The organism is Streptomyces sp. NPDC033180 (assembly GCF_055577645.1).
Map to the genome: position 1 here is coordinate 253,343 of NZ_JBVIPU010000012.1, position 21,985 is coordinate 275,327.

The window sequence follows — 21,985 nt, forward strand, 5'->3', positions numbered from 1 at the left end:
CCCTGGATCCCATGCCCGAAGGCGACACCGTCCACCAGGCAGCCCGGCGTCTGCACAGCGCCCTCGCCGGGCATACCGTCACGCGCTCCGACCTCCGCGTCCCGAAGCTCGCGACCGTCGACCTCACCGGGCGCACCGTCCTGGACGTCACCCCGCGCGGCAAGCACCTCCTCGCCCGCTTCGAGGGCGGGCTCACCCTGCACTCCCACCTCCGCATGGACGGCTCCTGGAAGGTGTACGCCCCCGGTGAGCGCTGGAGAGGCGGCCCCGGACACCAGATCAGGGCGATCCTCGGCACCGCCGAGCGCACCGCGGTCGGCTATCGCCTGCCCGTACTCGAACTCCTCCGCACCGCCGACGAGGACAAGGCCGTGGGCCACCTCGGCCCCGACCTCCTGGGGCCCGACTGGGACCCCGAGCAGGCCCTCGCCAACCTCCTCGCGACCCCCGACCGCCCCCTCGGCGAGGCCCTGCTCGACCAGCGCAATCTCGCGGGCATCGGCAACGTCTACAAGTGCGAGCTCTGCTTCCTCCTCGGCGTCACCCCCTGGCACCCCGTGGGCGAGCTCCCCACCGAGACCGCCTCCCGCATCCCCGCCCTAGCCAAGAAGCTCCTGGAAGCCAACCGCGACCGCCCGGCGCGCACCACCACGGGCCGCGACAGCGCGGGCCGGCGCCTGTACGTCTACGGCCGCGTCCCCCGCCCCTGCCTGCGCTGCGGCACCCCCATCCGCTTGGCCGAGCAGGGCGACGGCTCGCGGAGCCGCCCCACGTACTGGTGCCCTTCCTGCCAACAGGGCCCGACTCCTTGAATCCCGGCCTGCTTCCCGAGCCCGTCAGCCCACACCCACACCCACACTTGCGCAGACCCACACCCACACCAACTAGTTGACGCCCCGTCAGATCCCGCCGTACCGTCCCGTCATGCCCCTCTCGGCGTACGACCTCAGCGGACGCACCGCATTCGTCACCGGCGCGGCCAGCGGCATTGGCCGGGCTTCGGCCGTACTCCTCGCGGAAGCGGGTGCCACCGTCCACTGCGCCGACCGCGACGCCCAGGGACTCCACGAGACGGCCACGCTCATCAAGGCCGCGGGCGGTACCACACACACCCACTCCGTGGACGTTGCGGACAGAGCCCAGGTCGACCAGGCCGTCGCCACCGCCACCGCGGCCGACGGCCGCCTGGACGTCATGGCAGCCATCGCCGGAATCATGCACAGCAGCCCGGTTCTGGAGACCCGCGACGAGGACCTCGACCGGGTCCTGAACATCAACTTCAAGGGCGTTCTGTACGCCTGCCAGGCCGCGGCCCGCGCGATGATCGCGGCGCACAACGGCGAGACCGACAGCCCCCGCCACCCCGACAGGCCCCACCACACCGGCAGTCCCCGCCACACCGGCAGTCCCCGCCACACCGGCAGCATCATCACCATGGCCTCGGGTGCCGTGGACACCGGCGGCCCCGGCCTCCTCTGCTACGGCGCGGCGAAAGCCGCCGTCGTCCAGCTCACGAAGACCCTCGCCACCGAGGTCGGCCCGCACGGCATCCGCGTCAACGCCGTCGCACCCGGCTGGATCCGTACCCCGATGACCAACCGGCACGACACCGACGCCCAGGCGCACACCGAGGGACTCATGATCCGCATGTCCCCGCTGGGCCGCGTCGGGGAACCGGAGGACATCGCACACGCCGTCCTGCACCTGGCATCCGACGCCTCCGGCTTTACGACGGGCCAGATCCTCCGCCCGAACGGCGGCGTCGCCATGCCTTGGTGACAGCGCCGGCGGCACCGCGGGCAGCGCCCCTGGCCGCACGCCGCCCGGGCCACTGCCTGCCGCCCGGCCGCCCGGCGGCGGAGGCCTCACGCTTCCTGGCCCGGGACGCCCCCACCGCCCGCGACTTCGGCACACAGTGCACCGGCAGCAGACTCAGCCCCCATCCACCGGCCGCGACCGCCCCCTCCAGGATTCCCGCATCGGGCACGAGGGCCAGCCGCAGCACGCCCCACCACCAGAGCGCGCCAAGTGCCAGAGCCGGCGCCCACCGCACGACTCTCCATGCCACGGTCACCACCTCCGCACGAGGCTCAACGCTCGACGCCCAACTCCTGACGCCCAACTCCTGACGCCCGGCTCCCGATGCCCGATCGACGCTAGACGCCCGGCTCCACCGGGCGGCAGGGCGCACCACAGGGCACACGAGGCACGGCCAACATCCTGCTCAACCGTTCTCCGCGACCACTCGCGACCCCTCCGCGATCGCCCGTCTCCGAGCTCAGCCGTTCCCGAAACAGCCGAGCCCAGCCGCTCCCGAAACAGCCGAGCTCAGCCGTTCCCGAAATCAGCCGTTCCCCGAGCCCAGCCGTTCTCCGAAATCAGCCGTTCTCCGCCTGGAACATCCAGTGATGCTTCTCCAGATCGGCCGTGATCCCGATGAAGATGTCCTGGCTCACCGGATCCGCCTCGCCGGTCGCCTCGACCCGTTCCCGCATCCGCGTGATCACCGCACCGAGCGCGTCCACAAGCGTCCCCACCGCGTCCCCGTCCTTGACCCAGCCGCCGGCGACCTCGCCGATGCCGCTGCTCTGCGCCACGGTCGCCGCGCGGCCGTCAGGCGAGACGCCGAGGGTGGAAGCCCGCTCGGCCACCGTGTCGGAGTGCGTCCGCGCAGTGTCCACGACCTCGTCGAGCTGCAGATGGACGGAGCGGAAGCGCGTGCCGACCACGTTCCAGTGGATCTGTTTGGCCACCAGGGAGAGATCGACCAGATCCACGAGCGCGCCCTGCAAGGCGTCCGAGACCGTCTTCAGATCCGCATCGGACAGAGGACTCTTCACGACGTACATCCAACCTCCAAAGATCATGGGCTCGCGTGAGCGAAAATCCCCACCAACTGTCGCACAAGTGCACCAATAGGGACATCTCGCAGACAGCTTAGAAGATGAACGAGTCACCTCAAAAAGGCACCTCAAACAGCCCTCGCACACCCCTCAACCAGCACCCGCAACCAGCGCCCGCAACCAGCCACAACCAGCCCCACAACCAGCACCCACAACCCACACAGCGGCACCCAGAACGCCCAAGGACTCCCGGAACGCACGAACCACCCGGAGCGCCCCGTGAACGCACGAAAGCCCCGGCCGGTGACCCGGCCGGGGCTTCGACACATCGGAGCGCTCAAACAGCGTGCACAGTCAGCGCAGCGTCACGCGGCGACGACGTCCACCGCCTCCGCAGGCGCCTTGATCGTCACCCGTTCCGGCGGCACACCGCTCACCGAGACGGAATTGAGCATCGGGCGAACCGGTGCGCGCACCGGTTCCGTAGCCGCTGCCGACGCAGCCAGTTCAGCGAGAGAGAGCTCGTCGCTCACCTCGCGCATGAGCTCGGACATCCGTACGTCAAGCGCGTCGCAGATCGCGGAAAGCAGCTCGGAGGATGCCTCCTTCTGCCCCCGCTCCACCTCGGAAAGATAGCCGAGCGAGACTCGGGCGGACGAGGAGACTTCGCGCAGAGTACGGCCCTGGCGCTGGCGCTGCCGACGCAGCACGTCACCCAGCAGGCGACGGAGCAGAATCATCGGTGGCTCCCTCCTCGGACCGCGTAGCCGCATCCTTCACGCCCCACCGTACCGCCTCGCGCGGCGGCCGTGCGGGGAGCGATGTCGTGTTCACTCAGGGCTGCAAACATCAAGTCCCCCCGTTCTGTTCCGTATCCTGTGCCCGCCCGTTCCCGGCAGGTTCGCCGGACAGCCGCTCGACCAGCAGCGTGAGCACGCTCCGTACACTCTCCATACGGATGTCCGAACGCTCACCGTTCAACCGCAGCGCGGCCACTTTCCCCTCAGAGCGAAGAGCGGAACCCGGCCCGTCGACCGCCACGAAGACCGTCCCGACCGGCTGACCGTCCTGCGGCTCCGGCCCCGCGACGCCCGTGGTCGCGATCCCCCAGTCCGCGTCCATGACCTTGCGCACACCCGCCGCCATCCGCAGCGCCACATCGGCGTCCACGGCACCGCGCTCGGCCAGGAGAGTGCGGTCGACCCCGAGCACCTCGTGCTTCAGCTCGGTCGCGTACGCCGTCACGGACCCCCGGAAGACCCGGGAGGCCCCGGGAACCGCCGTCAGCTCGGCGGCCACCAGACCGCCGGTCAGCGACTCGGCGACCGCGAGCGTCTCGCCCCGCGCCTGAAGGAGCCGCAGCACCTCCGCGGCCGGGCCGAGGGACATCACGGGGCCGACTCCCGAGCCCCTTCGCCGGAGCCGGATGCGGCTGCGGAGGCGGCAGACGCCGCACGCGCCTCCGCGAGACCCCGTCGCCGCAGCAGGATGGCCTGCCGTACGTAGTCGAGCCCGGTCAGGACGGTCAGGACGACGGCGACCGCCATCACCCAGAAGCGCAGCGTGGCGAGCGGCCCGGTCAGCGCCAGGACGTACATTCCGGCCGCCGTTCCCTGCCAGAGCGTCTTCATCTTGCCGCCGCGACTGGCCGGAATGACACCGAAGCGGATCACCCAGAACCGCAGCAGTGTGATCCCGAGCTCACGTCCGAGGATCACGCCCGTCACCCACCAGGGCAGATCGCCGAGGTAGGAGAGACAGATCAGCGCTGCGCCCATGATCGCCTTGTCGGCGATGGGGTCGGCGATCTTCCCGAAGTCCGTGACCAGGTTGTACGTGCGTGCCAGGTGCCCGTCGAACAGGTCCGTGATCATGGCGACGGCGAACGCCGCCCAGGCCCACGCGCGCCAGGCCTGGTCGTATCCGCCGTCGGCGAGCAGCAGCATCACGAAGCCGGGCACGAGAAGCAGCCGGATCACCGTCAACAAGTTGGCGACGTTCCACACACTGGCCTGATTGACGGCCGCAGCGCCCAACTTTCCGCCGCGCACCGGCTTGGCGCCCTGCGCGCCGGAGCCGCCCGCCGCGGATGCCGGGACTCCGGTCATCTGCGTGCCTCCTCGGCCGGGATCCGGGGCGAGTCCCCCAGGATTTCGCTGTACTCAGCCACCAGGTCCACGCCTTCCGTGCCGACCACCTTTGCCACGACCATACGACCGACCTGCAGGCCGTCCCCACCCGTAGCGCCCGTGAAGCGAATCTGGCCGTCCGTCTCGGGCGCCTGGTGAGCCGCCCGGCCGATCGCGCCGTCCTCCTCGTCCACGGCCTCCACGAGCACCTCGACGGTCTCACCGAGGCGCTCATCGGCGCGCTGCGAGGTCAGTTCCTCGGCGAGCCGCGAGATGCGCGCGAGCCGCTCGTCCACGACGTCCTGATCCAGCTTCCGGTCGTACGTCGCCGCTTCCGTGCCCTCCTCGTCGGAGTACCCGAAGACGCCGATGGCGTCCAGCCGCGCACCCGTGAGGAACCGCTCGAGCTCGTCCACGTCGGCCTCGGTCTCGCCGGGGAAGCCCACGATGAAGTTGGACCGCACGCCGGCCTGCGGGGCCTTCGTCCGAATGGTGTCCAGGAGCTCCAGGAACCGGTCGGTGTCCCCGAAGCGCCGCATCGCCCGCAGCACACCAGGCGCGGAGTGCTGGAAGGACAGGTCGAAGTAGGGGGCGACCTTCTCCGTGGAGGTCAGTACGTCGATGAGCCCGGGGCGCATCTCGGCGGGCTGCAGGTAGCTGACGCGCACCCGCTCGATCCCGTCGACGGCGGCCAGCTCGGGCAGCAGCGTCTCCAGGAGCCGGATGTCGCCGAGGTCCTTGCCGTACGAGGTGTTGTTCTCGGAGACGAGCATGACCTCCTTGACGCCCTGCTCGGCCAACCAGCGCGTCTCCCCGAGGACGTCCGAAGGGCGCCGCGAGATGAAGGACCCGCGGAAGGAGGGAATGGCGCAGAACGAGCAGCGCCTGTCGCAGCCGGAGGCCAGCTTCACCGAGGCGACGGGGTTGGTGCCCAGGCGCCGCCGCAGCGGGGCACGGGGCCCCGAGGCGGGTGCGACGCCCTCGGGAAGGTCCATGGGCGCGTGACCGGGCAGGGCGACGTCGGAGCCCGCGTCCTGCCGCTCGGCGGGGCTGATCGGCAGCAGCTTGCGACGGTCACGAGGGGTGTGAGCCTCGACACTGCCGCCGCTGAGGATGGTGTTCAGGCGGGTGGAGATGTCGGAGTAGTCGTCGAAACCGAGGACACCGTCGGCTTCGGGGAGGGCGTCGGCGAGCTCCTTGCCGTACCGCTCGGCCATACAGCCGACCGCCACGACGGCCTGGGTCTTGCCATGGCCCTTGAGGTCATTGGCTTCCAGGAGGGCGTCGACGGAGTCCTTCTTGGCGGCTTCGACGAATCCACAGGTGTTGACTACGGCGACATCCGCGTCTTCGGCGGCCTCGACGAGCTGCCAGCCGTCCGCCTCCAAGCGGCCTGCGAGCTCCTCCGAGTCCACCTCGTTACGGGCGCAGCCAAGAGTGACAAGGGCGACGGTACGGCGTTCGGGCATGGTCTCAAGACTACTTCGTCCCTGCCCGGGCCCCCGCCGCGAGGGTCCGGGCCGCCGTCACAAGGGTCAGCCGACCTCGGGATCGCCCTTGGTGTACGTGAGCCGCTCGACCTGACCGGGCTCGAACTCGTTCTCGATCGACTTGCCGTTCACGAACAGCTGGATCGCGCCCGCGTCGCCGAGGACCAGGTCGATCTTCTGCTTGTCCTGGAAGGTCTTCGACTTGCCCTCTTCGAGGACGCCGTCGAACATCGTCCGGCCGTTGTGGTCCTTGGCCGAGATCCAGCTTCGCCCGTCCGGGGCGCTCACCTTGACCGTGACCTTGTCCCGGGGAGCGCCGGCGATCGCGCTGTCCGACGGGTCCGGCTTGGGATCGGCGGGCTTGTTGGGCGCGGGCTTCGTGGCGGGCTTGCTGGTCGCGGGCGTGGCGCCCTCGGCGACCTGCGACTTCGATCCGTCGTCCTCGTCCCCGCCGTTGAACGCGGTGAAGCCGACGAAGCCGACGACGGCGACGATCGCGGCGACCATGGCGGCGGTCCAGTTCGGCCGGCGCGGATCGGACCTGATCCGCTCGGCCTCGAAGAGCGGCGCCGCCGGGGTGGGCGCGGGCGGGCGACCGCCGTGCGCCTCGTCGTACTGGGCCAGCAGAAGGGCAGGGTCGAGGCCCACGTGGCGTGCGAGCGTCCGGATGTGGCCGCGGGCGTACACATCTCCGCCACACCGGGAGAAGTCGTCCTGTTCGATCGCGTGCACGATGGGGATGCGCACCCGAGTGGACGTACTGATTTCGTCGACGGTCAGGCCCGTGTCGATACGTGCCTGCTGCAGCGCGCGCCCGATCGAGGGCCGGTCGTCAGCCGGACTCTCAGCTGCCGGACGGTCGTCGTCGGGCCGGTCGTCTGTGGGTCGGTGGTCTGAAGGGCGGTCGTCTTCAGGGGAGTTGCCGATGGACACGGGGGCGCCTTTCGAGCGTGTAGCCACCTGCCGGATGTTCAGTCTAGGGGGGTTCGCGAAGGGTGGGGCAACTGGGCGACGGACTTTGTACGCCATCGGAATGGCCGGACATCCTGATGGTGGGGGCGGTGGACCATGGTGCTTTCCCTCCGCTCAACTTGACGTATGCCGAAGGGAAACGGTTGCCTGCCGCTCCCTTATGGGTGAGCCTCCCCGCGGATCACTGCCAGCACGCCATCCAGCTCATCGGGTTTCACAAGAACGTCACGAGCCTTTGAGCCTTCGCTGGGCCCCACGATGCCGCGCGACTCCATGAGGTCCATGAGCCGTCCGGCCTTCGCGAAGCCGACGCGCAGCTTGCGCTGGAGCATCGACGTGGACCCGAACTGGGTGGAAACCACCAGCTCAGCGGCCTGGCAGAGCAGATCGAGGTCGTCGCCGATGTCCTCGTCGATCTCCTTCTTCTGCTTGGTGGCGACGGTGACGTCTTCCCGGAAGACGGGCGCCATCTGGTCCTTGCAGTGCTGGACGACCGCGTGGATCTCGTCCTCGGTGACAAAGGCGCCCTGCATTCGGGTGGGCTTGTTCGCCCCCATCGGCAGGAAGAGGCCGTCTCCCTTGCCGATCAGCTTCTCGGCACCCGGCTGGTCGAGGATGACGCGGCTGTCGGCGAGCGACGAGGTCGCGAAGGCGAGCCGCGAGGGCACGTTCGCCTTGATCAGACCGGTCACGACGTCCACGGACGGCCGCTGCGTGGCGAGCACCAGGTGGATGCCCGCCGCCCGCGCGAGCTGCGTGATGCGCACGATCGAGTCCTCGACGTCGCGCGGGGCGACCATCATCAGGTCGGCGAGCTCGTCGACGATCACCAGCAGGTACGGGTACGGGCTGAGCTCCCGCTCACTGCCCTCGGGCGTCTTGAGCTTGCCCTCGCGGACGGCCTGGTTGAAGTCGTCGATGTGCCGGTAGCCGAACGCCGCCAGGTCGTCGTAGCGCAGATCCATCTCGCGCACGACCCACTGGAGCGCCTCGGCGGCCCGCTTGGGGTTGGTGATGATGGGCGTGATCAGGTGCGGGATGCCCTCGTACGCGGTGAGCTCGACGCGCTTGGGGTCGACGAGGACCATCCGTACGTCCTCGGGAGTCGCCCGCATCATGATCGAAGTGATCAGGCAGTTGATGCACGAGGACTTACCGGAGCCGGTGGCTCCGGCGACCAGGATGTGCGGCATCTTCGCCATGTTGGCCATGACGTACCCGCCCTCGACGTCCTTGCCGAGCGCCACCAGCATGGGGTGGTCGTCCTCGGCCGCGTCCGCCAGACGGAGCACGTCGCCCACGTTGACCATCTCGCGGTCGGTGTTCGGGATCTCGATGCCGACCGCGGACTTGCCGGGAATGGGGCTGATGATGCGGACGTCGGGACTGGCGACGGCGTACGCGATGTTCTTGGCCAGAGCCGTGATCTTCTCGACCTTCACGGCCGGGCCGAGCTCGATCTCGTACCGCGTGACCGTCGGGCCCCGAGTGAAGCCGGTGACGTCCGCGTCGACCTTGAACTCGCTGAAGACGTTGCTGAGCGAGGCCACGACCGCGTCGTTCGCGGCACTGCGGGTCTTGCCCGGGCCACCGCGCTCCAGCAGGTCGAGCGCGGGCAGCGAGTACGTGATGTCCCCGGCCAGCTGCAGCTGCTCGGCTCGCGGCGGCAGGTCCCGCGGCTGTTCCGGGGCGGCCTTCGTCAGGTCCTTCACGCCGGAGGCCGACGCGTCACGCGACTCCCCCGGCTTCTTGCGGAGCACGCCGGGCGGCGGGCTGTCCGTGGCGCGCGCGGTCGGAACCGGCACGGAGCTGGCGGAGCTTTCAGCGGACTGCTCGGGCTCCTCGGGCCGCTCGTCGCGCTCCCCGGTGACGCCCTGCGTGAGGTCGGCGACCAGCGGCGAGGGCGGCATGCCGTTCAGGACGGCACCGTCCAGGGCGGCGGCCGCGGCGGCCGCCACGTCCACCGCGTCCATCGGCCGGTCCGCAGAGGGCTGTGAGGACCCTCTGCGGGGCCTGCGGCGCCGGGTGAGCGCCTCCTCCTCCGCCTGGTCCGGGGCGTACTGCTCAGGCGCCCCAGCGCGCTTGCGCGAGCGGGCGGGCAGCGCCTCGCGCCACTGCTCCTCGTACCGCTCGTCGTGCGCGTAGTCCCCCTGCACCGCCTCGGGCTCCGCCTGGACGATGCCGAGCTTGGTGCCGAGCAGCCGCAGCCGCTGCGGGATGGCGTTGACGGGCGTCGCCGTGACCACGAGGAGCCCGAAGACGGTCAGCAGGACGAGCAGCGGTACGGCGAGGACCTCGCCCATGGTGAAGATCAGCGGAGTGGACGTGGCCCACCCGATGAGGCCGCCCGCGTCCCTTATGGCCTCCATGCCGTCCGCGCGGGCAGGCGAACCGCAGGCGATGTGCACCTGGCCGAGCACGCCGATGACGAGCGCGGACAGGCCGATCACGATGCGGCCGTTCGCCTCGGGCTTCTCGGGGTGCCGGATGAGGCGTACGCCGATGACCGCCAGCAGTATCGGAAGGAGCAGATCGAGGCGGCCGAACGCGCCGGTCACCAGCATCTCGACGAGATCGCCCACGGGCCCGCGCAGATTCGACCACGTGCCCGCGGCGACGATCAGCGCGATGCCGAGCAGCAGCAGCGCGACACCGTCCTTGCGGTGCGCCGGATCGAGCCCCTTGGCGCCGCGCCCTATGCCGCGGAACAGCGCGCCCACACTGTGCGCGAGACCGAGCCAGAGGGCGCGCGCGAGGCGGTACACGCCGCCCGTGGGACTGGGCGCCGGCTTGGGCGCGGGCTTCTTCGCCGCGACTTTCTTGGCGGGCGCCTTCTTCACCGGAGCCTTCTTGGCGGGCGGCTTCTTGGCGACGGCCTTCTTCGCCGGAGCCTTTGTGGGCGCGGCCGCCTTCTTCGCGGGCGTCTTCTTGGCTGCGGACGGACGTGAGGCCATGGGTCTGAGGTTACCGGTGGAGGCCACTGCGGACACGTGTGCCTACTGCTTCACCCGTTTGTGTCGCCCTTGCGGGGGCGGTGAACTGACGGATGTTCACCGCCTCCGCGTCGGCTTGTGCCCCCTCGTGCCCTGTGTCCGCGCCGGCTCAACTCTGCGAGGACACCGAAGGCGCACCGCTTCCGGTGCCCGGCTCCAAGGCGTCAAGAGCCCGCCGCAGGCCGGTGAGTTTGCGTTCGAGATGGGCCGCGGTGGCGACCGCGGCGGCATCCGCCGAGTCGTCGTCCAGCTGTTTCGTAAGCGCCTCGGCCTGTTCCTCGACGGCCGCGAGGCGCGCGGAGAGCTCGGCGAGAAGACCCGCGGGCTCCTTGGCGTCACCCGCCGCCGACTTGCCGCCGCCTTCGAGCTGGAGACGCAGCAGGGCTGCCTGCTCCCGCAGTTGGCAGTTCTTCATGTACAGCTCGACGAACACCGAGACCTTCGCGCGCAGCACCCACGGATCGAACGGCTTGGAGATGTAGTCCACCGCACCGGCCGCGTAACCGCGGAACGTGTGGTGCGGGCCGTGGTTGATGGCGGTGAGGAAGATGATCGGGATGTCCCGGGTCCGTTCTCGCCGCTTGATGTGCGCGGCGGTTTCGAAACCGTCCATGCCTGGCATCTGGACGTCCAGCAGAATGACCGCGAAGTCGTCCGTGAGTAGTGCTTTGAGCGCTTCCTCCCCGGACGATGCCCGTACCAGGGTCTGATCGAGCGCAGAGAGGATGGCCTCCAGCGCCAGCAGATTCTCCGGCCGGTCATCGACCAGGAGGATCTTGGCCTTCTGCACCATGGCCCGCCCTCCTCGCCCCGGCGGTACACCGGGCGCCGCCCCAGGGGACGACTCCCTTACGCCGTCCGTCCTTGTGCCGGTCATGGTAGCCGCACCCCGCCTGTCGCCACACCCTGTCACCGCGATGTCACTGTGCACGTAGCAGAAACGCAGTGGGAGACCAGAAGGTTCCCCGAATCCCGTGGTTCTACACGGCTTCGGCCACACTCTGTCAGCAACTCCGCGTAATGAAGCCTCTTCTCGGTCACTCCCCGCGCATCCACTGCTCCATCACCGAGAGCAGATGATCCGGGTCAACCGGCTTCGTAACGTAATCGGAGGCTCCGGAGTCGATGGCCTTCTCCCGGTCGCCCTTCATGGCCTTCGCGGTGAGCGCGATGATCGGAAGCCCGGCGAACTGCGGCATCCTGCGGATCGCCGTCGTCGTCGCGTACCCGTCCATCTCCGGCATCATGATGTCCATCAGGACGACCGTCACGTCGTCGTGCTGTTCCAGGACTTCGATGCCCTCACGGCCGTTCTCCGCGTACAGCACCGAGAGCCCGTGCTGTTCCAGAACGCTGGTGAGCGCGAACACGTTGCGGATGTCGTCGTCGACGATGAGCACCTTCTCACCGCCGAACTGGTAGCCGTGACGCGCCTCGGGCGCCTCCTGCCCCTCGGTCGGCCACTGCCCCTGCGAGCCCTGCTCCTGGGGCTCGGCGACGCCCTGCCCGGGCAGCACCGGCGGCTGCTCCGACGAGGCGTGCGCGGCACGACGGCGGCGCCTGAAGAGCGTGCCCGAACCCGGCATCGAGTCCAGCCGCGGCTGGGCGGCTCCCTCGCTCTGCGGGGGCTGCTCGACCGTGGACGGACCCTCCTCCAGGGCGGGCCGCGCGACCGTGCCCGGCAGGGGCGCCAGCTGCGTGTAGCCCTGCGGCGGCAGTTCGCTCGGGTGCAGCGGCAAATAAAGCGTGAACGTCGAACCGCGGCCCGGTTCGCTCGCCGCGTGGATCTCGCCGCCAAGGAGACGCGCGATCTCCCGGCTGATGGAGAGCCCGAGGCCCGTACCGCCGTACTTCCTGCTCGTCGTTCCGTCGGCCTGCTTGAACGCCTCGAAGATGACCCGCATCTTGCTGCCGGCGATCCCGATGCCGGTGTCGCTCACCGAGAAGGCGATCAGATCCGCGTCCGCGTCCCGCAGCGAACCCGCCTCCAGGAGCTGTTCGCGGATGGCGTTGGGCACATCGGCGTTCGCGTGCCGGATCACCAGCTCGACCGCTCCGGAGTCGGTGAACTTCACCGCGTTGGACAGGAGATTGCGCAACACCTGGAGGAGCCGCTGCTCGTCCGTGTGCAGCGTCGCGGGCAGCTCCGGAGACACCCGTACGGAGAAATCGAGCCCCTTCTCTGCCGTCAGCGGGCGGAAAGTGGCCTCTACGTAGTCGACGAGTTGCACCAGGGCGATGCGCGTCGGGGAGACGTCCATCTTGCCCGCCTCGACCTTCGACAGATCGAGGATGTCGTTGATCAGCTGGAGCAGGTCCGAGCCCGCGCCATGGATGGTCTCGGCGAACTCGACCTGCTTGGGGGTGAGGTTCGCGTCGGCGTTGTCGGCGAGCAACTTGGCCAGGATCAGCAGGGAGTTGAGCGGCGTCCGCAGCTCGTGCGACATGTTCGCCAGGAACTCGGACTTGTAGCGCATCGAGACCGCGAGCTGTTCGGCGCGCTCCTCCAGGACCTGCCTTGCCTCTTCGATCTCGGTGTTCTTGACCTCGATGTCGCGGTTCTGCTGGGCGAGCAGCTCGGCCTTCTCCTCCAGCTCGGCGTTCGAGTCCTGCAGCGCCTTCTGCCGGTTCTCCAACTCCGCCGAGCGCTCCCGCAGTTGCTCGGTGAGCTCCTGCGACTGCTTGAGCAGGACCTCGGTCTTCGTGTTGACGCTGATGGTGTTGACGCTCGTCGCGATCATCTCGGCGATCTGACTGAGGAAGTCCTTCTGGATCTGCGTGAACGGCTGGAACGCGGCCAGCTCGATCACGCCGAGGACGGTCCCCTCGAAGAGCACCGGGAGGACGATCACCTGGGCGGGCGGTGCCTCGCCGAGGCCGGACGCGATCCGCAGATAGCCGGATGGCGCGTTCTCCACGAGGATCGTGCGCCGCTCCTGCGCCGCCGTGCCGATGAGCGTCTCGCCGGGCCGGAAGGACGTCGGCATGGAGCCCATGGAGTAGCCGTAACTGCCCATCATGCGCAGCTCGTACGCGTCGCCCTGCTCGGCGCCCGGTTCCGGGGCGTCCTCCGTGGGCAGCGCCAGGAAGAAGGCGCCGTGCTGCGCGGAAACCACCGGCGTCAGCTCGCTCATGATCAGCGAGGCGACGTCCGCCAGGTCGCGCCGGCCCTGCATCAGACCGGAGATGCGGGCCAAGTTGCCCTTGAGCCAGTCCTGTTCCTTGTTGGCGAGGGTGGTGTCACGGAGGTTGGCGATCATCGAGTTGATGTTGTCCTGCAGGACCTGGATCTCGCCCGCCGCGTCCACGTCGATCTTCAGGTTCAGGTCGCCGCGCGTCACCGCGGTGGCGACCTCGGCGATGGCACGTACCTGACGCGTCAGGTTTCCGGCCATCTCGTTCACCGATTCGGTGAGGTCACGCCACGTGCCGTCGACGTCCCGCACCCGCGCCTGACCGCCCAACTGCCCTTCCGTACCCACCTCGCGGGCCACGCGCGTGACCTGCTCGGCGAAGGACGACAGCTGGTCGACCATCGTGTTGATGGTGGTCTTGAGTTCGAGGATCTCGCCCCGGGCGTCGATGTCGATCTTCTTGGTCAGGTCGCCCTTGGCGATCGCGGTGGTGACCATCGCGATGTTGCGGACCTGGCCGGTGAGGTTGGAGGCCATGCCGTTCACGGACTCCGTCAGGTCCTTCCACGTGCCCGAGACTCCGGGCACCCGGGCCTGACCGCCGAGGATGCCGTCCGTGCCCACCTCGCGGGCCACTCGGGTCACCTCGTCCGCGAACGAACTCAGCGTCTTCACCATCGTGTTGACGGTGTCGGCGAGCTGCGCGACCTCGCCGCGCGCCTCGACCGTGACCTTCTTGGTCAGGTCTCCGTTGGCGACCGCCGCCGCGACCTGGGAGATGTTGCGCACCTGACCGGTCAGGTTGTTCGCCATCAGGTTGACGTTGTCGCTGAGGTCCTTCCAGGTGCCGGTGACGCCCGGAACCCGCGCCTGGCCACCCAGGTTGCCCTCGGTGCCCACCTCGCGGGCCACGCGGTTGACCTGCTCGGCGAAGTTCGAGAGCTGGTCGACCATCGTGTTCACGGTGGTGACGAGCTCGAGGATCTCGCCCTTCGCGTCGACGGTGATCTTCTTGGAGAGGTCGCCCATGGCGACGGCCGTCGTGACCTCGGCGATGTTGCGGACCTGAAGGGTCAGGTTGTTCGCCATGCCGTTCACGGACTGCGTGAGGTCCTTCCAGGTGCCGGAGACACCCTGCACCTCGGCCTGGCCGCCCAGGATGCCGTCGGTGCCCACCTCGCGGGCCACTCGCGTCACCTGCTCGGCGAAGGCGGAGAGCTGGTCGACCATCGTGTTGAGGGTGTTCTTCAGCTCCAGGATCTCGCCGCGCGCGTCCACGTCGATCTTCTGGGAGAGGTCACCGCGGGCCACCGCGGTCGCCACCTGCGCGATGTTGCGCACCTGGGCGGTGAGGTTGCCGGCCATGCCGTTCACGGAGTCCGTCAGATCGCGCCACACACCGGCCACGCCGGGCACCTGCGCCTGCCCGCCGAGGCGGCCTTCCGTGCCCACCTCGCGGGCCACCCGGGTCACCTGGTCGGCGAAGGCGGAGAGCTGGTCGACCATCGTGTTGATGGTGTTCTTCAGCTCCAGGATCTCGCCGCGCGCGTCCACGTCGATCTTCTGCGACAGGTCACCCCGGGCCACCGCCGTCGTGACCTGGGCGATCTGGCGTACCTGCGACGTCAGGTTCCCCGCCATGAAGTTGACGGAGTCGGTGAGTTCCTTCCAGGTGCCGCTGACACCGTCCACGCGCGCCTGGCCACCGAGGCGGCCCTCCGTACCCACGTCGCGTGCCATCCGCGTGACCTGATCGGCGAAGGACGACAGCTGGTCCACCATCGTGTTCACGGTGTTCTTCAACTGAAGCATCTCGCCGGAGACGTCGACGGTGACCTTCTGCGACAGGTCGCCGTTGGCGACCGCCGTCGTCACCTGCGCGATGTTGCGGACCTGACCCGTGAGGTTGCGGAAGGCGGTGTTGACCGAGTCCGTCAGGTCCTTCCACGTGCCGGCCGCGCCCTGTACCTGTGCCTGGCCGCCGAGCTCACCCTCGACGCCGATCTCCCGCGCCACACGCGTTACTTCGGCACCGAAGGCGGAGAGCTGGTCCACCATCGTGTTCACGGTGTTCTTCAGCTCGAGCATCTCGCCCGCGACATCCACCGTGACCTTCTGCGACAGATCGCCGTTGGCGACCGCCGTCGTCACCGTCGCGATGTCCCGTACCTGCGTGGTGAGGTTCCGGAAGACCGTGTTCACCGAGTCGGTGAGGTCCTTCCATGTTCCCGCCGCGCCCGGCACGTTCGCCTGACCGCCCAGCTGGCCCTCGGCACCGACCTCGTTCGCGACACGCGTGACCTCGTCCGCGAACGTACGCAGCGTCTCGGTCATCTGGTTGATGGTCTCGGCGAGTTGGGCGACCTCGCCGCGCGCGCTCACCGTCACCTTCTGGGACAGGTCGCCGTTCGCGACGGCCGTCGTGACCTGGGCGATCCCACGCACCTGGGCGGTGAGGTTGCCGGCCATAAGATTCACCGAGTCGGTGAGGTCCTTCCACACTCCCGCCACACCCGGCACCTGCGCCTGGCCGCCGAGCTCGCCCTCCGTACCGACCTCGCGCGCGACGCGGGTCACCTCGGAGGAGAACGACGAGAGCTGGTCCACCATCGTGTTGACGGTGTTCTTCAGCTCCAGCATCTCGCCGGCGACGTGGACCGTCACCTTCCGGGACAAGTCACCCTTGGCGACCGCCGTCGTAACGAGAGCAATGTCACGTACCTGCGCGGTGAGCCGGTACGCCATGGTGTTCACCGAATCCGTGAGGTCCTTCCACGAACCGGACATTCCGCGTACCCGCGCCTGGCCTCCGAGCTTGCCCTCGGTACCCACCTCACTGGCCACCCGCGTGACCTCGTCGGTGAACGTCGAGAGCTGGTCGACCAGGTTGTTGACCGTCCGGCCGACCTTCAGGAACTCCCCGCGCAGCGGATGACCGTTCCCCTCGTCCACCTGCGCCCGCAGCTCCATCCGCTGCTCCAGGTCGCCCTCGGCGACAGCGGAGAGCACACGTCCCACCTCGGAGACGGGGCGTACGAGGTCGTCGACGAGGGCGTTCGACGCGTCGATCGCGGCCGCCCAGGAACCCTCGCTCGCGCCGGTTTCCAGCCGTTCCGTGAGCTTTCCCTCACGCCCGACCATGCGCCGCACCCGGGAAAGCTCACCGGTCAGATGCAGATTCCGGTCGGCCACCTCGTTGAAGACGGCGGCGATCTCCGACATGACGTCGTCACCGGAGACCGTGAGCCGCTTGCGGAAGTTTCCGTCCCGCATCGCCGCGAGCGCCGCGAGCAACCTGTTCAGGGCCGCAGCGTCCACTGACGTAGTCGTCCCGTGGCGCGGTTTGCGCTGTTTGCTCTGGGACTGTCCGTCTTTCGCACGCGTTTTAGTGCCCCGCGTCGCTGCGCCAGACTCCACTGTGTCCCTCCCGCAAGGGTCGACCGTACTGCTCGGGTTACCTGGGCTCTCTCCAAGAAGCTTGCCCAGTGTTTCACCATGGCTGAACCAGGCCATAACAGTTCGGCAGCTTCGCACACCGTCCGCACACCCTCCGGGCGGAAACACTGACGTCCGGCATCAGCATGGACGGCGAAGGTAAGTAACCTGGCATCCGGCTGTCCAACCACCCCGGTCCTGCCCGGCCTGGGCGGTGGCACACGTACAAGCGGGCATCGGAGGGGCGGCCGCACCATGGTGGGAGACTTGGGCGTCGATACTCGTACGAGGAGTTCTGTGATCACCGCGCGCGCGGCTGCGACTTTCGACCCCGTCGGGCGTTCCGTCGCGACGGCCCGCTCCTTTGTCCGCGACACCCTCCAGGGCTGGGGGTTCACGGACATCGTCGACGACGCGGTCGTCCTCACCAGCGAGCTGGTCACCAACGCCGTCGTGCACGCCGGAACCGCCGCGGACGTCCTCTGCCTGCGCAGCGAGGACGCCGTACGCATCGAGGTGTCCGACCACTATCCGGAACGCGAGATCCCGCTCCAGCAGTCCGCGGTGAACATGGGCAACCCGGACCGCGAAGGCGGCCGCGGCCTCCAGCTGTGCGCGGCGCTCGCCACCCGGTGGGGCGTCGACTACACCCCGACGCAGAAGCAGGTCTGGTTCCAACTCGACCTCCCCGACCGCTCGGTGGGCACCCGCGCCGCGGGCCCCGCCCTCCCCGCCGAGCTGCTCCCGCTCACCGACGGCAGAGTCCGCGTCGCCGTCGTCCAGATCGACCGCGTCGGCGCGATCTCCGCCTGGAACGAAGACGCGGAAGAGCTCTTCGGGTACGTCGCGGAACAGGTAACCGGCAAGCCGCTCACCGACTTCGCCGCCTGGCCGCACACCCCGGGCACCAGCACCGGCATCGTGGAAGCGCTCCAACTCTCCCGCTGGGAGGGCAGTTACGGCATCCGCGGCTCCGACGGCCGCGTGACCCCCGTCTACGCCTCGCATCTGCGCGTGCGCGATGCCGACGGCGAACCCTCCACGGTCTGCCTGCTCGTCCGCGACGACGAGCGTGCCGTCCTGCAGACCCCGCTGCGCGGCCCCGCCCCCGAGCCCGGGACGCTCACCGAGTCGCACACCGCCGACCCCTTCGAGGTCTTCATCGGCTCCCCCGCGCCGGACGACCTCGACGGTCTGCTCCAGCGCACGGTCGAACGCGCCCGCGACATGCTCGACGGCGACGCCGCCTTCCTGCTCCTCGCCACGGACGACGAGACGGAGCTGGAGGTCCGCGCCTCCACAGGCCTCCCCTCCGCCCGCCAGCGCTTCGCCCGCGTCCCCGTGGAGGCAGGCCCCGGACGCTACGGCTCCGCCCGTATGCCGGCCGTCCACGAGGACCTCACGGTCGTCCCCGGCGCCGTACCGCTCCTCAGCGGCACGGGCATGCGCTCGGTGGTCACGGTCCCACTGAAGGTCGAGGGCCGCCTCACGGGCTCCCTGGGCGTCGCCGCCGAGGCCCCCGACCGGTACTCGAACGAAGAAGCTCTGCGCCTGCAGTTCGCCGCCGACCGCATCGCCCTCGCCGTCGAGTCCGCGCGCCTCGGCGAGCTGGAGCGCCTGCGCCGCGGCTCGCTCTCCTTCCTCGTCGAGGCCTCGGACCTCCTCGCGGGCACCCTGGACCGCGACCAGACCCTGGCGCTCATGGCCCAGATGACCGTCCCGACGCTCGCCACCTGGTGCGCGGTCTACACGATCGCCGACCAGTCGTCCGAGCCCTATCTCTCGTACGTCCTCCATGAGGACGAGGAGCGCATCGACGGCCTGAAGGCACTCCTCTCCAAGATCGCCCCTCCCGACCCCGTGCCGACCCCCGGAGCCCGCGTCTGGGCCGCCCCATCGGAGGCCGCCCACCAGGCCGCCCTGCGCACCTCCATGCGCAGCCTCGGCCTCGGTGAGCCCATGAGCCTGGGCTCGGGCATCGGCACGACGCTCTCCACGGCATCGGCGGTCGGCGGCGAGACGGTCGTCCTGCCCCTGGTCGCCCGCAACCGCGTCATCGGCATGCTCACGCTGGGCAAGCCCTCCGACGAACACTTCCGCCAAGAGATTTTGGAACTGGCCGAAGATCTCTCCCGCCGTGCGGCCCTGGCCCTGGACAACGCCCGCCTGTACTCGGAGCGCATGGCCATCAGTCAGTCCCTCCAGCGCAGCCTGCTGCCGCCGGGGCTCCCGCAGATCCCGGGCGTCGAGGTCGAGGTCATCTACCGCGCGGCCGGCGAGGGCAACGAAGTCGGCGGTGACTTCTACGACCTCTTCCCCATCCGCGACGGCGCGTACGGCTTCGCGATCGGCGACGTCTGCGGCACGGGCCCGGAGGCCGCGGCGGTCACCGGACTGGCCCGCCACGCCCTGCGTCTCCTGGCCCGCGAGGGCTTCGGCGGCCCCGCCGTCCTGGAGCGCCTGAACGCGGCGATCCTCGACGAGGGCGCCCGCAGCCGCTTCCTCACGCTCCTCTACGGGGAGTTGTGGCCGCAGGAGGACGGCTCAGCGGTCCTGAAGATCGTCTGCGCAGGACACCCCCTCCCGCTCCGCCTGCGCCAGGACGGCACAGTCGAGCCGTACGCGGAGCCGCAACCGCTCCTCGGCGTCATGGACGACCTGGAGCTCTACGAACAGACGATGACGCTCGACCCGGGCGACGTCCTGCTCTGCGTCACGGACGGCGTCACCGAGCGCCGCGAGGGCACCCGCATGCTCGGCGACGACGGCCTCGCGGACGTCCTCACCACATGCACGGGACTCACGGCCGGCGCGGTAGCGGCCCGCATCATGCGCGCGGTGGAACGCTTCGCGACGGACGCCCCGTCGGACGACATGGCGATCCTCGCGATGCGGGTCCCGGGCCTCCACAAGGACTGAGGCACCCCCGCCCCTCCGGAAACGAAAGAAGGTCCCCGCCCAACTGGGCGGGGACCTTCTCTTCTTACTCTCTGAGCCCCCATGCGGAATCGAACCGCAGACCTTCTCCTTACCATGGAGACGCTCTACCGACTGAGCTATAGGGGCCTGTTGCGCTTCGCGGTTTCCCGCTCGGCAACGGAATAGATCATACCCGAAATCGAAGGTGCCTCGAACCGACCGTTCCTCTGGACCGCCCGCACCGCCACTGCCACTCTGCGCCCATGCCGACCCCACGTGGTACATCCATGCGGAACTCCTTACCCCTGGCACTGGCCGCCCTGCTCCTGCCGCTCGGAGCCTGCGGATCCGACGACGACAACGACGCCGCGGACCAGAAGCCCACCAGGAAGCGGGCGGCCGCGGAAACCCCGCGCCCCGGAGATCAGAAGGTCACACTCACCTGGAAGGGCAAGAAGCGCGTCTACACGGTGCACGCCCCACCGGGCTACACCCGCGCCGACAAGCTCCCCCTGATCATCGCCATGCACCCCTATCCGGCCAACGGCTCGGCCGCGGCCACGATCAGCGGCCTCAACGCCAAGGCGGACAAGGAGAACTTCCTCGTCGCCTACCCCGACGGCCTCAACCAGGGCTTCAACGCCCTGATCTGCTGCGGCACCGAGGACGACGTGGGCTTCATCCGTACGATGACGAAGAGGCTGACCGGCACCTGGAACTCAGACCCGGACCGCGTCTACGCGACCGGCATCTCCAACGGCGGCGACATGTCCTACAAGCTCGCGGTCGAACTCTCCGACACCTTCGCGGCCATCGCCCCGGTCAGCGGCGGCTATCTCGGCCCCGACTCGGCAATGGACTCGTACATGCCCAAGACCCCAGTCTCCGTGATCACCTTCATCGGCGGACTCGACGAGCACTACACAGGGATGGACGAGGGCATCACGGCCTGGCAGAAACGGCTGTCCTGCAAGACGAGCCGGCCGGAGAAACTCAAGAAGAACATCAAGAGGACAACGGCCAAGTGCCGCGACGGATCGGACGTCGTCGTGCATCGCCTGCCCGACATGGGCCATTCCTGGCCGGGCGGCGTGGGCGGCAATATGTCCGACCCCACCGCGGGCATCAACGCGACAGACGTGATGTGGGAGTTCTTCAAGTCCCACACCAAGAAGGTGCCCTGGCGAACAGCCGCCTCGAAGTCCTAGAAGGCCGGCTGAAGAAGCCCGCCGAGCGCGTTGCAGGCAGAGACAACGCGCTGCAGTTCGCGCCGCGACATCGACGCGTCAACCGGCAGCGCCAGGGTGTCGTCCGCGGCCCGCTCGGTCTCCGGCAGGCAGACGTCCCGCCAGAACTTCGGCGTGCGATGAACAGGCGTCTTCACCGGCACCCGGCAGTCGATCCCCTTGACCCGCACGGCTCGCGCGAACGCGTCCCGGTCCGGCCGCCCGTTGCCGGGCACCCGCACGACGTACTGCTGATAGCTGTGCCCCTCGACGCCGTCCGGGGTGATCACACCACCGAGCCGCCCACTCAGGTAGGCCGCGTGAGCCCGCCGCTGCGCAAGCTCGTCGTACGGTGCGTTCGTCTCACCCTCCTCCAGTACGAGAATGCCGTGCCGCTGCCCGACGTCCCGAAGCCGCCTGACGTCGGCCGGGTGCCCGAAGCGGTGCACGACAGCCACGGCGGCCGTACGAGAGGTGATGGCGGCGGTCACTGCATCAGGATCGAGGCAGTACGTCGTCCGATCTATGTCCGCGAACACGGGCACGGCCCCTGCCAGGACCACGGTCTCGGCGATCTCCACGTTTCCGTACGCCGGCACGATGACCTCGTCACCAATGCCGACACCTGCGGCTCGCAACATGCCAACTGTCCCCATGCCTCAAGATGTTGGCTGCGGCACGTGAACGGGAAGTGACACAAAACAAAAAAGAGCTGGTCCCCGAACCGAAGTTCGGGGACCAGCTCTTCTAATAATAGTTCGGCGGCGTCCTACTCTCCCACAGGGTCCCCCCTGCAGTACCATCGGCGCTGTGAGGCTTAGCTTCCGGGTTCGGAATGTAACCG

15 protein-coding genes, 1 tRNA gene and 1 rRNA gene are annotated in these 21,985 nt (G+C 69.1%); 4 read left to right on the forward strand and 13 right to left on the reverse strand.

The window, feature by feature from the left end; all coding sequences use genetic code 11:
• The first annotated feature begins 11 nt into the window (after positions 1-11).
• Together ACZ5WE_RS28620 and ACZ5WE_RS28625 are read left to right on the forward strand one after the other, a co-directional pair.
• Positions 12-812, forward strand: coding sequence for an Fpg/Nei family DNA glycosylase (locus ACZ5WE_RS28620; protein ID WP_467688529.1), 801 nt, complete (start codon positions 12-14; stop codon positions 810-812).
• 112 nt (positions 813-924) lie between these two features.
• Positions 925-1,779 (forward strand): SDR family NAD(P)-dependent oxidoreductase, encoded by an 855-nt coding sequence (locus ACZ5WE_RS28625; RefSeq protein WP_467688530.1) that lies wholly within the window; start codon positions 925-927, stop codon positions 1,777-1,779.
• On the opposite strand, the gene ACZ5WE_RS28630 is transcribed toward ACZ5WE_RS28625, so the two are convergent.
• The 10 genes from ACZ5WE_RS28630 to ACZ5WE_RS28675 form a co-directional block, all read right to left on the reverse strand.
• On the reverse strand, positions 1,727-2,053 hold the full coding sequence (locus ACZ5WE_RS28630; RefSeq protein WP_467688578.1) for a hypothetical protein: 327 nt from the start codon (positions 2,051-2,053) through the stop codon (positions 1,727-1,729). The two genes, ACZ5WE_RS28625 and ACZ5WE_RS28630, sit on opposite strands and share 53 nt — an antisense overlap.
• A 325-nt stretch (positions 2,054-2,378) precedes the next feature.
• The gene (locus tag ACZ5WE_RS28635; RefSeq protein ID WP_467688532.1) at positions 2,379-2,849 is read right to left on the reverse strand and encodes a Dps family protein; all 471 of its coding nucleotides are present in this window, start codon (positions 2,847-2,849) and stop codon (positions 2,379-2,381) included.
• A gap of 359 nt (positions 2,850-3,208) precedes the next feature.
• Positions 3,209-3,583 carry a helix-turn-helix domain-containing protein gene (locus ACZ5WE_RS28640; RefSeq protein WP_160507571.1) on the reverse strand — a complete coding sequence of 125 codons (375 nt, stop codon included), beginning with the start codon at positions 3,581-3,583 and terminating at the stop codon, positions 3,209-3,211.
• A 109-nt stretch (positions 3,584-3,692) separates the two neighbouring features.
• A complete protein-coding gene (locus tag ACZ5WE_RS28645; protein ID WP_467688533.1) occupies positions 3,693-4,232 on the reverse strand; it encodes a CinA family protein in 540 nt (179 codons plus the stop codon).
• Positions 4,232-4,951, reverse strand: a complete 720-nt coding sequence (gene pgsA, locus ACZ5WE_RS28650; RefSeq protein ID WP_467688535.1) for a CDP-diacylglycerol--glycerol-3-phosphate 3-phosphatidyltransferase — start codon at positions 4,949-4,951, stop codon at positions 4,232-4,234. Before pgsA ends, ACZ5WE_RS28645 begins: the two co-directional genes overlap by 1 nt.
• The gene (gene rimO / locus ACZ5WE_RS28655; RefSeq protein WP_467688536.1) at positions 4,948-6,441 is read right to left on the reverse strand and encodes a 30S ribosomal protein S12 methylthiotransferase RimO; all 1,494 of its coding nucleotides are present in this window, start codon (positions 6,439-6,441) and stop codon (positions 4,948-4,950) included. The genes pgsA and rimO overlap by 4 nt, the downstream gene beginning before the upstream one ends.
• A gap of 66 nt (positions 6,442-6,507) precedes the next feature.
• Positions 6,508-7,395, reverse strand: a complete 888-nt coding sequence (locus ACZ5WE_RS28660; RefSeq protein WP_467688538.1) for a helix-turn-helix domain-containing protein — start codon at positions 7,393-7,395, stop codon at positions 6,508-6,510.
• Between the two features lie 197 nt (positions 7,396-7,592).
• Positions 7,593-10,388, reverse strand: coding sequence for a DNA translocase FtsK (locus ACZ5WE_RS28665; protein ID WP_467688540.1), 2,796 nt, complete (start codon positions 10,386-10,388; stop codon positions 7,593-7,595).
• Between the two features lie 148 nt (positions 10,389-10,536).
• On the reverse strand, positions 10,537-11,220 hold the full coding sequence (locus ACZ5WE_RS28670) for a response regulator (RefSeq protein WP_467688542.1): 684 nt from the start codon (positions 11,218-11,220) through the stop codon (positions 10,537-10,539).
• Positions 11,221-11,464: 244 nt separating this feature from the next.
• Positions 11,465-16,978 carry a HAMP domain-containing protein gene (locus tag ACZ5WE_RS28675; protein WP_467688544.1) on the reverse strand — a complete coding sequence of 1,838 codons (5,514 nt, stop codon included), beginning with the start codon at positions 16,976-16,978 and terminating at the stop codon, positions 11,465-11,467.
• 273 nt (positions 16,979-17,251) lie between these two features.
• Between ACZ5WE_RS28675 and ACZ5WE_RS28680 the strand changes: the two genes are divergently transcribed.
• Positions 17,252-19,915: a SpoIIE family protein phosphatase gene (locus ACZ5WE_RS28680; protein WP_467688545.1), complete on the forward strand. Its 2,664-nt coding sequence runs from the start codon at positions 17,252-17,254 to the stop codon at positions 19,913-19,915.
• Between the two features lie 74 nt (positions 19,916-19,989).
• On the opposite strand, the gene ACZ5WE_RS28685 is transcribed toward ACZ5WE_RS28680, so the two are convergent.
• Positions 19,990-20,062 (reverse strand) — tRNA-Thr (locus ACZ5WE_RS28685).
• A 140-nt stretch (positions 20,063-20,202) separates the two neighbouring features.
• Here ACZ5WE_RS28685 and ACZ5WE_RS28690 point away from each other — a divergent pair.
• Entirely contained in the window at positions 20,203-21,123 is a 921-nt protein-coding gene (locus ACZ5WE_RS28690) for a CE1 family esterase (RefSeq protein ID WP_467688547.1), read from the forward strand.
• Here ACZ5WE_RS28690 and ACZ5WE_RS28695 read toward each other — a convergent pair.
• Together ACZ5WE_RS28695 and rrf are read right to left on the reverse strand one after the other, a co-directional pair.
• Complete coding sequence (locus tag ACZ5WE_RS28695) at positions 21,120-21,782, reverse strand: DegT/DnrJ/EryC1/StrS family aminotransferase (RefSeq protein WP_467688549.1); 663 nt, start codon at positions 21,780-21,782, stop codon at positions 21,120-21,122. The two genes, ACZ5WE_RS28690 and ACZ5WE_RS28695, sit on opposite strands and share 4 nt — an antisense overlap.
• A 115-nt stretch (positions 21,783-21,897) precedes the next feature.
• Positions 21,898-21,985, reverse strand: a 5S ribosomal RNA gene (gene rrf, locus ACZ5WE_RS28700); the annotation flags it as partial.